This is a genomic window from Capnocytophaga sp. FDAARGOS_737, from assembly GCF_009730375.1.
GTDB lineage: Bacteria > Bacteroidota > Bacteroidia > Flavobacteriales > Flavobacteriaceae > Capnocytophaga > Capnocytophaga leadbetteri.
In genome coordinates this window covers 2,229,078-2,242,816 of sequence record NZ_CP046316.1, presented here as the reverse complement: position 1 = coordinate 2,242,816, position 13,739 = coordinate 2,229,078, and the positions used below count along the sequence as shown (strand labels likewise).

At 38.4% G+C, this 13,739-nt stretch carries 12 protein-coding genes and 1 tRNA gene; all 13 read left to right on the top strand.

Features of this window, described 5'->3' with window-relative positions; all coding sequences use genetic code 11:
* Nucleotides 1-7 precede the first annotated feature (7 nt).
* The 13 genes from FOC45_RS09835 (at nt 8) to sppA (ending at nt 13,654) form a co-directional block, all read left to right on the top strand.
* On the top strand, nt 8-1,390 hold the full coding sequence (locus FOC45_RS09835) for a glycoside hydrolase family 18 (RefSeq protein ID WP_009389565.1): 1,383 nt from the start codon (nt 8-10) through the stop codon (nt 1,388-1,390).
* Between the two features lie 12 nt (nt 1,391-1,402).
* Nucleotides 1,403-2,662, top strand: coding sequence for a BT_3987 domain-containing protein (locus FOC45_RS09830; protein ID WP_009389564.1), 1,260 nt, complete (start codon nt 1,403-1,405; stop codon nt 2,660-2,662).
* A 63-nt stretch (nt 2,663-2,725) separates the two neighbouring features.
* Nucleotides 2,726-4,150: a BT_3987 domain-containing protein gene (locus FOC45_RS09825; RefSeq protein ID WP_009389562.1), complete on the top strand. Its 1,425-nt coding sequence runs from the start codon at nt 2,726-2,728 to the stop codon at nt 4,148-4,150.
* Nucleotides 4,151-4,307: 157 nt separating this feature from the next.
* Nucleotides 4,308-5,084 (top strand): TerC family protein, encoded by a 777-nt coding sequence (locus FOC45_RS09820; protein ID WP_009389561.1) that lies wholly within the window; start codon nt 4,308-4,310, stop codon nt 5,082-5,084.
* Nucleotides 5,085-5,106: 22 nt separating this feature from the next.
* Nucleotides 5,107-6,234 carry a hypothetical protein gene (locus FOC45_RS09815; protein WP_009389559.1) on the top strand — a complete coding sequence of 376 codons (1,128 nt, stop codon included), beginning with the start codon at nt 5,107-5,109 and terminating at the stop codon, nt 6,232-6,234.
* A 36-nt stretch (nt 6,235-6,270) separates the two neighbouring features.
* Complete coding sequence (gene purB, locus FOC45_RS09810) at nt 6,271-7,608, top strand: adenylosuccinate lyase (protein ID WP_009389557.1); 1,338 nt, start codon at nt 6,271-6,273, stop codon at nt 7,606-7,608.
* Nucleotides 7,609-7,664: 56 nt separating this feature from the next.
* Nucleotides 7,665-7,736, top strand: a tRNA-Arg gene (locus FOC45_RS09805).
* A 22-nt stretch (nt 7,737-7,758) separates the two neighbouring features.
* Nucleotides 7,759-9,036 carry an SPOR domain-containing protein gene (locus tag FOC45_RS09800; protein WP_009389555.1) on the top strand — a complete coding sequence of 426 codons (1,278 nt, stop codon included), beginning with the start codon at nt 7,759-7,761 and terminating at the stop codon, nt 9,034-9,036.
* Between the two features lie 13 nt (nt 9,037-9,049).
* Nucleotides 9,050-9,577, top strand: coding sequence for an acyl-CoA thioesterase (locus FOC45_RS09795; protein WP_034539338.1), 528 nt, complete (start codon nt 9,050-9,052; stop codon nt 9,575-9,577).
* 59 nt (nt 9,578-9,636) lie between these two features.
* Nucleotides 9,637-10,341, top strand: coding sequence for a metal-dependent transcriptional regulator (locus FOC45_RS09790; RefSeq protein ID WP_009389553.1), 705 nt, complete (start codon nt 9,637-9,639; stop codon nt 10,339-10,341).
* Complete coding sequence (locus FOC45_RS09785) at nt 10,338-11,120, top strand: DUF3298 and DUF4163 domain-containing protein (protein ID WP_009389552.1); 783 nt, start codon at nt 10,338-10,340, stop codon at nt 11,118-11,120. The genes FOC45_RS09790 and FOC45_RS09785 overlap by 4 nt, the downstream gene beginning before the upstream one ends.
* An 8-nt stretch (nt 11,121-11,128) precedes the next feature.
* Nucleotides 11,129-11,839 carry a phosphoadenylyl-sulfate reductase gene (locus FOC45_RS09780; RefSeq protein ID WP_009389551.1) on the top strand — a complete coding sequence of 237 codons (711 nt, stop codon included), beginning with the start codon at nt 11,129-11,131 and terminating at the stop codon, nt 11,837-11,839.
* A gap of 48 nt (nt 11,840-11,887) precedes the next feature.
* Complete coding sequence (gene sppA / locus FOC45_RS09775) at nt 11,888-13,654, top strand: signal peptide peptidase SppA (RefSeq protein WP_009389550.1); 1,767 nt, start codon at nt 11,888-11,890, stop codon at nt 13,652-13,654.
* Nucleotides 13,655-13,739 lie beyond the last annotated feature (85 nt).

Here is a 13,739-nt window from a genome sequence, read left to right as displayed (position 1 = left end):
TAATACTATGAAAAAGATAATATACACACTATTAGCACTTTCAGTTACTCTTACTTCTTGTAGTAAGTGGACAGAGACTGAGACGATGCGTGATGACTTTGAAAAAGCAGCTATAGAAGACCTTATAAACAAGCGTGATGCCGCTAAATGGGTAGCTGAAGCAGAACGCACTGTAGAAAATAAGAAAGCGCTTGAGGCTTATTGGCAACAACTACGTGAGTACAAAGAAAAAGCATGGCTTAATACTGGTAAAGCAGGAGGACAAGTGCCTATGGTATACTTCTGGTTTGATGGCCCTACTTGGCAACCAGTAAAAGGAATAGCACGTGGTTGGTTACAAGCTGTGCCAGACTCAGTAGTAGCTATCTCTATATGGGGAGGTACCAATATGCGTCCTGAAACCCTTACTGACAATCACAAAAAAGATATTGAAATTTTCCATAAAAAAGGAAGCGCTATCTTGATGTGCTGGCAAACACCAGGTGTAGGTTTAGGATTGCCTGCTACCAAAGAAGGAGTAAGTGGATATCAGAACTTCCACAATAAGTATCCTTATCCAGAATGTTATGAGCAATGGCCTGCTATTTATGCACGCGAGCTCGCTCGCTATATTATAGCTATGGATTTTGATGGTTATGATGTAGACTGGGAAACTTGTGGTGACCACGGCTCAGTGACTAGAGAGGGAACTCCTTTGATGATTTCTGATAATAATTATGAGAATATAGCTAACTTTGTAAAAGAGATGGCTAAATACTTTGGCCCAGTAGGAGCTGACCATTTAGTGAAAACACAAGCAGAACGCCAAGCTAACTTAAAAGCTCTTTTCGAGGCCTCTACTGCTGGTTATCACGCTAAAGAAAAAGAGTATATAGATGAGTTTAAACCTTATCTGCCAGCTAATTACCTTACTAAGCGTTATTATTTCTGTGCAGACGTGCCTTGTGGAGTACCGCCTATATTTGGTAGAAACTCTCAAACCCCATTAGATATAGCTAATAATGCTTTTGCTATCTACTTTGATAAGCACTTTATGCAAGATTATAGTGTGAATGGAGTGAATATGAATGGCTCTCATCCACCAATGTTAGGAGGCCCTTATTACAACTCAACTTCTGCCAACTATCAAGCTGGTAACTTCCGCGTGATGATACAAAAAGGTAAAGATGTAAAAGCAGGAAAAGTATGGGGCTTAGGTGCTTACCACGGACAAAGTGACTATGCAGTAACTAATGAGAGTGATAATTTCTTTAAACAATATCTAAAAGATAATAATATAAAAAGAAAGTATTTGCACTATGCTTGGACACGCGAGGCTATCCGTTTGGCAAACCCACGTGAGGATTATTCAGGATATAAAGAAATGGAACCTACAATTATTCTCCCTTAAAAGATAAGAACGATGAAAAATATAGTTAAAATAACTGGATTAGCCCTACTTATGGGGGTAACCGCTTGTCAGAAAAAATTAGACGCTGACAATAATAGCAGCACTAGAGGTAATACTTCGGCTGTGTATATGAATAACAATAATGCAAGTATTAGTTTTCCTAAATCTACTGAGTCAGGTAGTACTAAGTTTGAGGTTCGTATCTCTAACCTAAGAAGTAAGGAAGAAACCATTACTGTAGCAGCTACTGATTTCTTTGCAGAATACAACGAAAAGAACTCAACTTCTTATAAGATGTTGCCTGCTTCAGAATACACTTTATTTGAAGAGGGGAATGTTTCCAACTCTTCTAACAATGGTATTTTGAAAGTTACAATCAAACCAGGACAAACCTCTGCCCAAATAGGAGTTAAAGTACGTCCGCTGGATGAAGATACTTATCCTATGGGGGTAAAATACGCTATTCCTTTGCGTATCGTTTCAGCTTCACTACCTATACTTTCTAATAAAGATGTAGTTGTTACTCTTAGCCGTCCGTTCAAAACCTCTGTAGCTAAGATAGCTCAAGGTTATGCTTTAGGAGTAAAAGTAGCTGATAATGTACCTGAAAGTGATGAGTTTACTGTACAAGGATTATTCTTATTTAAAGAATTTCACGCATATAATGGTGTGAATGTAAATATGTCGCTTTTCCAAGGCCCAATGTTACCTTATACTCGTATTGATGCAGGAAAAATACAAGTGAAAAACGGTGGTGGAGACAGCCCTGATGACTGGGCACTCACTTCTGAAATAGCTAAGGATAAATGGTGTCAAATTACTTTTACTTATAAGGATTCATATTTAAAACTTTATGTAAATGGTAAGCTTATTAAAACTTATCAACGTCCTAGCTTGAAAGTATCTCCTGGTATGCGTATCAATATTGAGAATACTCAAACATCATATTCTGCAGATCGTTATTTCCGCGAATTTAGAGTATGGAACCGAGTGCTTACAGATGCTGAAATAGTAGATGGTCTCTACTTACCTGCTGACCCTGACGCTAAAGGACTAGTAGTGTATTTGCCTATCAATAAAAAAGATGCTTTTAAAGATATGAGCAAGTATAATAATACTACTATCTATAGAAAAGGAACTTCAAGATATAGTAGTGGGGTACAAGATGGTGGTAATTACGTGAAAGATATTGACGCTACTGAATTTGAAAACGGCATAGAATGGACAGAAAATGTGAAATTCCCTGCTGAAGGTTTAGAAACAGAACAATAATACTAACAATAAAGAGGCTATTCTTTAAAGAAAAGCATAGCCTCTTTAAAAAAAAGAAATACAATGAAAAGAATTATAACCAATAGTTTTATAGTTGCTCTTGGTATGGTAGCTTTGGTAGCTTGTAAAAAGGACGAAATTACCATTCAGAAGAACGATAATGTTAACTGGCAAATCGATAACGATATCGTTAATGATGATATTCGTACTCGTATTGGCTATGACCCTCGCTTTGAGTATGCATTACCTGCTACAGGCGTAGTTGAAAGCCCTATGCTTACGTTAGAAGGTTTTACGATTACTGAAAAAAGCACACGTAATATAGAAGTTAAACTTTCTAGACCTTCTGCTAAAGATGTGAAAGTGTCTTTAGCGTATGATGCTACTCTATATGATAAAGTAAAAGATAAACATATAGGATATGAGTTAGGAGAAGCTTCATTAGCTGAAATTACAACAGCAGAGAAGACTATAGCAGCAGGTACTACCACCACTACTTTTGAAATAAAAGTGGCTAATAAATCTGATTTTCGCCAAAAAGTGATTTTACCATTTATAATAAAAGCATCAGATAATGATAATGTGAAAACTATGAGTGGAAAAGACCTTTTTGTGGTAAAGATATTTCCTAAAGGTGTTACTTTCCAAGTTGCTAATAGTAATATTCTTAAAGAAGCTGTTGTAAAAGATGATGGTAAAACATATATGACTGACAAAGAAGTTGGCGTGGTAGTTACTCCTTCAGATGTTATTCCTGCAGCTATTTCACTAGGATTAGTGAGAGATAATGGTCTTGTAACTGATACTACAAATCAAACCTTAGCACCAAATAATATAATAGCAACTATCAATAAGGTTGATTTTAAAAATATAGCTAAAGGTACTATTTCATTCACTTTGCAAAACATAGAAACTTTAACCACTAAAGGAAAATATGTACTACCTTTGAAGTTAATGGCTTATGATGCTTCAGGAACTGCACATCAAGTACTTGATACCCCTATTTTAGTAACTATTGATGTAAGCAGTGATGGTGTACCAAGTGATAATGAAATTAGAAGAATACGCAACTATACTGGCAGCTATATTAGCCCTTCTAAATATAATTTCTATACAAATTACCAATCAGGTCATATTTATAAAATGCATGATGGTGATGTGATGGGTAATCCTTGGTGGATAGATGCTTCTATACAAGATGATGATCAAAAACCTTATGTACAGGTAGTATTTACAGAAAAAACAGTTATCAATGGTATTAAGATATATCAGAGAACACCAGGAAAGAGAATACAAGAAATGCAGGTTTTTGCCTCAGCTAGTTCTTCAGAGCCTTATGTTCTACAAGGGATTTATTCAGAAACATATAACCCAAGTATATTAATTCTTAAGTTTGATAAACCGATTAAAACAGACGAACTATATATAGGTTACTTTAAAAACTCTCAAAACCAATATATAGATATTCACGAAATGGTATTTTTCTAATATCAAAATAAATTGTTTGTTGAATAAAATTTTCTGATTAATAAAAACAGCCGCTTTTATAAGAGTTTTTCTTGTAAAAGCGGTTGTTTGTTAATTGACAAGTTTGCTAATTAGCTAATTGTTTTTATCTTTGCACTTTCAAAATGCTAATCAATTTATGGATTTTTTATTTTCGGCAGATGCGCTTGTGGCGCTTATTACCCTTACTTTCTTAGAAATAGTTTTAGGGATTGACAACGTGATATTTATCTCAATAGTTACAGGTAAGTTGCCTCAAGAACAGCGCAAAAAAGCTACGCGTGTGGGGCTTTTCTTAGCAATGTTTTTGCGTATAGCCCTGCTATTGGGTATTTCAGTATTGATAAAGCTTAAAGATCCTCTTATCTCGGTAGATTGGGGGTGGTTTAGCGCTCATTTTAACGGACAAGCCCTTATCTTATTGGCAGGAGGCATCTTCTTGCTCTACAAGTCTACTCGCGAAATTCACGCTAAGGTGAATCATATAGAACACGTAACCGAATCGGATAACCCACAACGCAAGCAGCACGCTTCGTTTGGAGGAGTTGTTGCTCAGATATTGCTGATAGACCTTATCTTTTCGCTTGATAGTATCTTAACTGCCGTAGGTATGACCAATGGTTTGGGAGGAGCTATCTATATAATGATAACTGCTGTGGTGCTTTCTGTAGGTATAATGATGCTTTTTGCTAATCCTGTGGGTGAATTTGTAAATAGAAATCCGTCTATTCAGATATTAGCGCTTTCGTTTTTGATACTTATTGGTTTTATGTTAATAACTGAAAGTATGCACCTATCAGAAGCCGTGTTGGCGGGGCAAGAGGTGGGAGCTGTGCCTAAAGGGTATTTGTACTTTGCGATTGCTTTCTCATTAGGTGTAGAGTTTTTGAATATGCGAATGAGAAGAAAAAGCTAATCACCTATTAGTAAATTAGCAGATGGACTTTAAAGATATTTTAGGATACGATACTATCAAAGGCTATTTGAAAGCGAGCGTGGAAGCAGGGCGCATACCTCACGCTCAGCTGTTTGTAGCCAGCGAAGGACAAGGGGCTTTGCCAATGGCAATCGCCTATGCGACCCTCGTACTTAGCCAAAACAACCCTAAAGCCATAGCCCAATGTGCTCAATTAGCGCACCCTGATTTGCACTTTGCTTTCCCAACTTCGACCAACGATAAAGTGAAAAAAGACCCCGTCAGTTCACTGTTTATGGATGAATGGCGCACTTTTATTAAAGAACAGCCTTATGGCAGTCTGTTTGATTGGTTGCTCTTTTTGGGTATAGAGAAAAAACAAGCTGTTATAGGGGTGAATGAGGCGAAGGAAATTACTAATAAATTAGCCCTCAAATCTTTTGAGGGAGGCTATAAAGTGATGATTATCTGGATGGCAGAGAAAATGAATGTCGATTCGGCTAATAAATTGCTGAAGTTGTTAGAAGAGCCCGCAGAGAAGACTTTATTCCTGTTGATAGTAGAAGATGAGAATGCGTTGCTCGACACCATTAAGTCGAGATGCCAGATACTGCGCTTCCCTCCATTGAGCGAGAATGCTATCAGAGAGGGACTTATAGCAAAGGGCGTCGCAGAGGCTGAGGCTACTAAAATAGCTATACGCTCGCAAGGTAACTATAACAAAGCCTTGCAGCTAATGCAAAACAAAGAGAATGAAGAAGCGGTATTTGAACGTTGGTTTATAGCGTGGGTGCGGAGTGCCTACAGAGCAAAAGGCAACAAAGCTGCCATACAAGGGCTACTACAATGGAGTGAAGAGGTAAATACCGTGGGGCGTGAGGTACAAAAGCAATTTTTGCTGTATTGTGTAGAGGTTTTTAGGCAAGCGTTTTTGCTAAACTACACTGCTACTGATTTAGTATATATTCAATTTAACGACCCGAGCTTTGATTTGCGCAAGTTCGCACCATTTGTTCACGGCAATAATATAGAGCAGATATATCAGTTGATAGAAGAGGCTATTTTTCACGTAGAGCGCAACGGCAATGGTAAGGTAATCTTTACTGATGTTGCCATTAAACTCACTCGATTGTTACATACCCGTCAGTAATAAGCTATATCATTAACCTTTAATCATTTAATTATTATGCTACAAGCAATATCACCCATTGATGGCAGATACGCCGATAAAACAAAAACTTTAGTACCTTATTTTTCAGAAGAGGCTCTGATTCGTTATCGCGTGCGTGTGGAAGTAGAATACTTTATTGCACTTTGTGAGCTTCCTTTGCCGCAACTCACAGATTTTCCTAAAGAAAAATATGAGGCACTTAGGAAACTCTATCAAAATTTTACAACTGCAGAAGCACAGAAAGTGAAGGAGATAGAGCGTACTACCAATCACGATGTGAAAGCAGTAGAGTATTTCATAAAAGAAGCGTTTGACTATCTGCAATTAGAAAAATACAAAGAGTTTATCCATTTTGGGCTTACTTCGCAAGATATTAACAACACAGCTATACCACTCAGCATCAAAGAAGCGATGAATTCTGTATATTACACTGAAATACAGTCTCTTATAGATAAACTGCAACAATTAGTAGCCGAGTGGAAGGATATTCCGCTGCTGGCACGCACTCACGGTCAGCCGGCTTCACCCACTCGCTTAGGCAAAGAGTTTCAGGTGTTTGTTACTCGTATAGAAGCGCAACTACAAAGTTTGAGAGCTGTGCCTTATGCTGCTAAATTCGGGGGGGCTACAGGTAACTACAACGCTCATAAAGTTGCCTATCCTTCTATCGATTGGAAGGTCTTTGGTACGCACTTTGTAGAAAAAGTGTTGGGATTGCATCACTCATTTCCCACTACTCAAATTGAGCATTATGACCATTTAGCGGCTCTTTTTGATGCCCTTAAGCGCATTAATACGATACTTATCGACCTAAATCGCGATATATGGACATATATTTCGATGGATTACTTCAAACAGAAGATAAAAGCAGGAGAAGTAGGCTCATCGGCTATGCCTCATAAGGTAAATCCTATTGATTTTGAAAATTCAGAGGGGAATTTAGGTATAGCGAATGCCCTTTTTGAGCATTTGGCTGCTAAGTTGCCTATTTCGCGCCTACAACGCGATTTAACTGATAGCACTGTGCTACGCAATGTAGGAGTACCTTTTGGACATACCCTTATCGCTTTGCAATCTACCTTAAAAGGGCTGAACAAACTGTTGCTAAATGAGGCTGCTATACGCAATGACCTACAAGACCACTGGGCAGTAGTTGCTGAGGCTATACAGACCGTGTTGCGCCGTGAGGGCTATCCTAATCCGTATGAAGCCTTAAAAGGACTTACGCGTACTAATGAGGCTATCACTGCTGAAACTATTGGCCATTTTATTGATACTTTAGAAGTTAATGAGACGGTAAAAGCAGAACTAAAACAGATAACTCCAGAGAACTATATAGGAGTGATTTTATAAATAAAATTTGTTACTTATCATTATTTTTGTACTTTTGCAAAAAATATGCTATTGTAGGTCTTGTAGTTCAACGGATAGAATAGAAGTTTCCTAAACTTTAGATCCAAGTTCGATTCTTGGCAAGACCACTTAGTTTAAGTTGTTTGACTTATGAAAGACCTAAACGTTTACATAGAAGAATTGCTCTACAAGCACCAATGTGTGATTATTCCTAAATTTGGGGCCTTTATTTCTAATAGAAAATCAGCTACGATGGGCGATGATAAAACATTCGACCCACCGAAGCGTGAACTCACTTTTAATCCTAGCCTCAATTCTAATGACGGTTTGCTTATAAAATACGTGTCAGAACAATCGGGGATAGATTATAACCTTGTAGAGGATTACGTAAATTTAGCTGTAGAAGGGTGGAAACGCATTCTTCAGCAAGATCAGCCTTTGGTGTTAGACAAGATAGGCACACTACGCCAGATAGGCGAGGGGCGTATATCATTTACGCCTGTAGATGATGTGAATTATCTAACTGATTCGTTTGGTATGGCTCCTTTTATACCTCACGAAGTGCCTGCATCAGATTTGCAAATAAGTGAAAATCAGATAAAACCTACACTAAACACTTCACATACTCTTCCGCCAGAAGAGGAGTTGCCTACTGCAATAGAGAGTCCGATTAGCCAAGTGACTCCGGTGGTACCTACTCCGGCAGAAGCCCCTAAGAAAGCCAAAAAAGAAAAAGCCCCTAAAGCGGCAAAAGACCCGAAAGAGATGAAACCTTTCAAACTACGCCCTTATATTAAGTATTCGGCAGTAGCAGCAGTGGGTCTTATTATTTTGGCTTATGGTGCTTATCGACTTTTCAATGAGAAGGTAGTAGCAGATGGTACCACTGATAACCAGTTTGTGGTAACCGATAGCCTTGTGCAAGAACGTTTGAACCAAAAACTGAGTGAAGCAGGGATTTTTACGCCACCTATCACTATGCCTACGGTAGCACTGCAAGCTGAAAAGGTGAAGAGCAAAGACAATAAACCTGAAAAAGATAAGACTGAGACCACTAATGGTAAGCCTGAAAAAGATAAAAAAGCTAATGGTGGAGAAGTAGCTAGTACCCCTACTCAAACGGGAGGTAGCAATGCTTCTGGAGGTAGTTCAGCAGGGGGCAAGATGAATAATGCTGTCTTAGCGGCTAAGAAATACCAAGTAATAGCAGGGGCTTTCAAAGAAGAGAAGAATGCACAAGTACGTGCTAGACAGCTACAAAAGTTAGGCTATAAAAATGCTTATGTGTTAGGCCTCAACGCTAAAGGATTGTATCAGGTAAGTTATGGTGGTTTTGATAGTATGGATGAGGCTAAACTGATGCAAAAAGAAATAAAAGAAGCTAAAGAAGAGAAAAAACTTGACGGTGGCTGGATACTAACCCAATAAAATGAATAACAAAATGACGCCTAAAAAGACCCCTTCAGACTCACGTACCATAATGACAGATTTGGTACTGCCTGGTGAAACCAATCACCTAAAAGCTATGTTTGGTGGTGAATTATTAGCTCGTATGGACAGAGCTGCTAGTATTGCCTCGCAAAGGCACTCTAATCGTGCAACTGTAACTGTATCAGTAAACCACGTAGCCTTTACCCACAGTATTAGGGTAGGAAGTGTAGTGACAGTGGAGGCAGCCATCTCGCGCGCTTTTTCTACCTCAATGGAGGTGTATATAGATGTGTGGATGGAGAATATGTTTGGTGAGCGCATTAAAGCTACTGAAGCTATCTACTCATTTGTAGCGGTAGATGAGAATGGTAGACCGGTGAAGATACCTGAGCTTGTTCCTGAAACGGCTTTAGAAAAAGAACGTTATAAAGAGGCCTTGCAGCGCCGACAGCTGAGCTTAGTATTAGCAGGGAAATTAAGTCCGCATGATGCTACTGAGCTGAAAGCTCTTTTTACTGAGCTCGAAAACGGAAAATAAAACAAGATAGAGCGGAACCGCCTTCGTGGCGGTTTTTCTTATAAAACCTACTTATAAATATGACCTTATCTGAAGAAAATTATTTAAAAACTATTTTTCTCCTTTACGATGAACGCAAAACAGAGGTTACAACCACTGCTATAGCTGATTTGCTCTATACTAAGGCTTCATCGGTGACTGATATGCTAAAAAAGTTGTCAGATAAAGGGTTAATAAACTATAGGAAGTACCAAGGGGTAACGCTTACTCCAAAAGGAACACAAAAAGCTATACAAATAGTGAGGAAACATCGCCTTTGGGAGGTTTTCTTAGTAGAAAAACTCAACTTCTCTTGGGATGAGGTGCACGAAATAGCAGAAGAGCTGGAACATATACAATCTGACAAGCTTATCTCTCGACTTGATGCCTTTCTCGGCTTTCCTGAAAGAGACCCTCACGGAGACCCTATTCCTAATGAGCAAGGGGTTTTTAGTACTACTATTAAAACCCTATTAAGCGAACTAAATGATGGTGATAAAGGGGTATGTATAGCGGTTAAAAACACTTCAAAAGAGTTTTTGGTGTACCTTAACAAGGTAGGTATTGCTTTAGAAAATGAAATAGAAATCATTAGTAAAGAACCTTTTGACAACTCGATGACTGTGCTGGTAAACGATCAGAAAGTGAACCTTTCGGCTATAGTGTGTAGGAATATATATGTAGCAGGCATAGGAGGAAGAAATAAAGAAAAAAATCATAAAATAAATATTGGAAAAGATTTATGAAAAAGAGTAGTGTAAAAAAACTCGGTATATTATGTGCTGTTTTATTCTTGCTGATAAGCGGGTATTTCTTGTACCGATATTTTAGCAAACTGCGTTTTGAAGAGGTAACTATTGAGCGCAGTACAGACGACTGTGAGGACGACTGTCTATCAGTCAGTTTGAACTATCTGCACTGCAAAGGTAATAGTGAGTTTGCCCGAAACTTCAACAAAGAGATTGAAATTCAAGTAGCTAACTTTTTGTTAAGCAATGACGACGATACGCTACAAGTTGATATCAGTATAGAAAAAGCTTTGGAGAATTTTATGAGTGACTATAACAATATACACGAACACTTTCCTGAAATTCCGGCATATGAGCTTATCCTCAGCGATAGTATTATGTGGCAGAACTCTAAAATGTTAACCTTAGTGTCTAATCGTTATTCTTTCACAGGAGGGGCTAATGCTGTACAAAGTAAGGTGTTCACTCATTTTGCTTTGGATAATGGAGAGGTTATCACCAATGAAAATCTTTTTACTGATGAGGCTAAAGTAACTGCTATAGCTGAGAAATATTTCAAACAAACACAAGAAGCCTCAGTAATTGAAGTTCTTGATGACAAAGGATTTGGCTTTGACGGTAATGGTTTTCATCTTCCGAAGAGTATGGGTATATCGGCAGATTACTTGATACTATTTTATGAGCCTTTTGAGATAGCTTCATATATGGATGCGGCTTTCGAGGTAAAAGTGCCTATGAAAGAGGTTATGCCATATTTGACATTTAAAGAAGATTAGCAAATAAGATGAACTTAAAAGACGAATTAACATCACTATACAACAGTTTATTAGAGAAAAATGAGGTAGAGGGGTTGGCTTTCTTGGCTGAACGCTTTGCTGGTGAGATAGTATTCTCTACCAGTTTTGGACTGGAAGACCAAGTTATTACCCATTTAATTCTTGATAACCACATTCCGATTAGCATTTTCACCCTTGATACAGGGCGACTTTTCAATGAGACCTATTCGGTATGGGAAAGTACTGATGAACGTTATAATACACATATCACTCCGTACTATCCTAATACACAAGCTATTGAAAAGTATGTAAATGACAATGGTCCCCTATCTTTTTACAAATCGGTAGACTTGCGCAAAGAGTGTTGCCACATACGCAAAGTAGAACCTCTTAGTAGGGCTCTTGCGGGCAAGAAAGTATGGGTAACAGGCTTACGTGCAGAGCAATCGAATGCACGCAAAGATTTGCCTATATTAGAGTGGGATGATACCTATCAGCTATACAAATATAACCCTTTGTTGCATTGGACTTTTGAAGAGACTCAGGCCTTTATCAAGCAGCACAATATACCTTATAATGTACTACACGACAAAGGATTTGTGAGCATAGGTTGCGCCCCTTGCACTCGTGCGATAAAAGAAGGTGAAGACTTCAGAGCAGGGCGCTGGTGGTGGGAAAGCAACAGCAAGAAAGAATGCGGTTTGCACGAGCACAAATAACTGCTATCATAAGAAACAGAAAAACAACATTTTAAAATACTTTAGCTTATGAACTTTTTTAAAATATTATTAGCTACGATTTTAGGTTTCTTTATCTCTTTAGGAGTATTCTTTATCTTATTCCTCATCGCTATTTCAGTGATGATGAGTTCAGTAGGAGCTTCAAAAGGAGAGGAAATAACTGTAGAAGATAATACAGTGTTAGAATTAGACTTTCAGGAGCCACTAACAGACTTTTCGGAGCAGGTGTATTTTGAGGATTTTAACTATACCTCAGAATCGTTTAACGGGCTTAATTCTGTTCTACAAGCTATAGAAATAGCTAAAACAGACCCTCATATTAAAGGGATTAGCCTAAAGAGTGCAGGCAACCTTAGTGGGATAGCATTTGCCCAAGAGTTACGCCGTGCTTTAGAGGATTTTAAGGCTTCAGGTAAGTTTGTTTTGGCGTATAATGATGAAATATCACAATTAGACTACTATTTACAAAGTGTAGCAGACAAAGTATATATCAGTCAGTTAGGGAATGTAAACTTGCGAGGGCTCTCTTCTGAAATCTTTTTCTACAAAGATTTACAAGAAAAAACGGGACTTCGGATGGAGGTGATACGACATGGCAAGTACAAGAGTGCTGTTGAACCTTTCCTAGAAAACAAAATGAGTGATAACAACCGACTACAAACTACAGAGTTACTCAATGCTATGTGGAATGTGTTGGTAACTGATATTGCTAAGAGCAGAAATTTATCAGTGGAGAAGCTTAATGAAATAGCTACGAATGTAGATGGGCGTACGGCTGAGCTTGCTCAACAAAACGGATTGATAGATGGGGTGCTTTTCAGAGATGAGTTTGAGAAAATACTTTGCGAAAAGGTAGGGAAGAAAGAGATAGATGATGTGAACTTTATTGGTATAGAAGACTATGCCGAAAGCGTGCTAAAAGGTAAGGTGAGCAAAGAGAAAGATAAGATAGCTGTGATTTATGCTAATGGTGAGATAATGCAGGGAGAAGGCAACCAAGGTATTGTAGGACACGAAACTATTATAGCTGCGCTTCGTAAGGCTGTAAAGGATAAAGAGATAAAAGCTATCGTATTGCGCATCAACTCACCTGGGGGTGATGCTTTGGCTTCAGAGTTAATGCACCGCGAGATAGCCCTTGCCAGAAAACAAAAGAAAGTATATGTATCAATGGGCAACTATGCAGCCTCAGGTGGCTATTATATAGCCTGCAATGCGGAGCGTATTTTTGCAGAAGCAGGAAGTATTACAGGCTCTATAGGGGTGTTTGGTGCTCTTCCTAATGCTAGTGTATTAGCGAAAAACTGGGGAGTGAATGCAGAAACAGTTAGTACTCACCCTAACGCATTGCAGTATAGTTATTTCCAGAAGCCTTCAGAACATTTTGTGAAAGAGATGACTGAATCGGTAGAGCAGATATACAAAGTATTCTTAAGCAGAGTAGCTGAGGGGCGCGGAAAGACAGTAGCCGAAATAGACTCTATAGCCCAAGGAAGGGTATGGAGTGGTAAAGAAGCTCTTGCCAAAGGCTTAGTAGATGAACTCGGGTCGCTAAATGATGCTATAGCTTATGCTGCTAAAGAGAACGGGTTGGAGAATTACCGCGTTGTGTCATATCCACATTACAAAATGGATATGAAAAAATTACTACTCCGCTACGGATTAAGACTGAAGAATGAAAGCCTACAACAAGAGTTGGGTAGAGAGGCTTATCAAGTGTATCAACAAATAAAACACATTAGTAATCAACGAGGTATACAAGCGCGCTTAGAGTATGATTTGATTGTGAAATAGTTACGACTTTTAACAGAAGATTAACAGTGTAATACTTGCATAATATATTTAGAATGACTACATTTGTACAGTGAAATTCTAAAAA

Bases quoted from the DNA above. Each gene is read 5' to 3' on its own strand.
- FOC45_RS09835 (WP_009389565.1), top strand. From the start codon at position 8: ATGAAAAAGATAATATACACACTATTAGCACTTTCAGTTACTCTTACT.
- FOC45_RS09830 (WP_009389564.1), top strand. From the start codon at position 1,403: ATGAAAAATATAGTTAAAATAACTGGATTAGCCCTACTTATGGGGGTA.
- FOC45_RS09825 (WP_009389562.1), top strand. From the start codon at position 2,726: ATGAAAAGAATTATAACCAATAGTTTTATAGTTGCTCTTGGTATGGTA.
- FOC45_RS09820 (WP_009389561.1), top strand. From the start codon at position 4,308: ATGGATTTTTTATTTTCGGCAGATGCGCTTGTGGCGCTTATTACCCTT.
- FOC45_RS09815 (WP_009389559.1), top strand. From the start codon at position 5,107: ATGGACTTTAAAGATATTTTAGGATACGATACTATCAAAGGCTATTTG.
- purB (WP_009389557.1), top strand. From the start codon at position 6,271: ATGCTACAAGCAATATCACCCATTGATGGCAGATACGCCGATAAAACA.
- FOC45_RS09800 (WP_009389555.1), top strand. From the start codon at position 7,759: ATGAAAGACCTAAACGTTTACATAGAAGAATTGCTCTACAAGCACCAA.
- FOC45_RS09795 (WP_034539338.1), top strand. From the start codon at position 9,050: ATGACGCCTAAAAAGACCCCTTCAGACTCACGTACCATAATGACAGAT.
- FOC45_RS09790 (WP_009389553.1), top strand. From the start codon at position 9,637: ATGACCTTATCTGAAGAAAATTATTTAAAAACTATTTTTCTCCTTTAC.
- FOC45_RS09785 (WP_009389552.1), top strand. From the start codon at position 10,338: ATGAAAAAGAGTAGTGTAAAAAAACTCGGTATATTATGTGCTGTTTTA.
- FOC45_RS09780 (WP_009389551.1), top strand. From the start codon at position 11,129: ATGAACTTAAAAGACGAATTAACATCACTATACAACAGTTTATTAGAG.
- sppA (WP_009389550.1), top strand. From the start codon at position 11,888: ATGAACTTTTTTAAAATATTATTAGCTACGATTTTAGGTTTCTTTATC.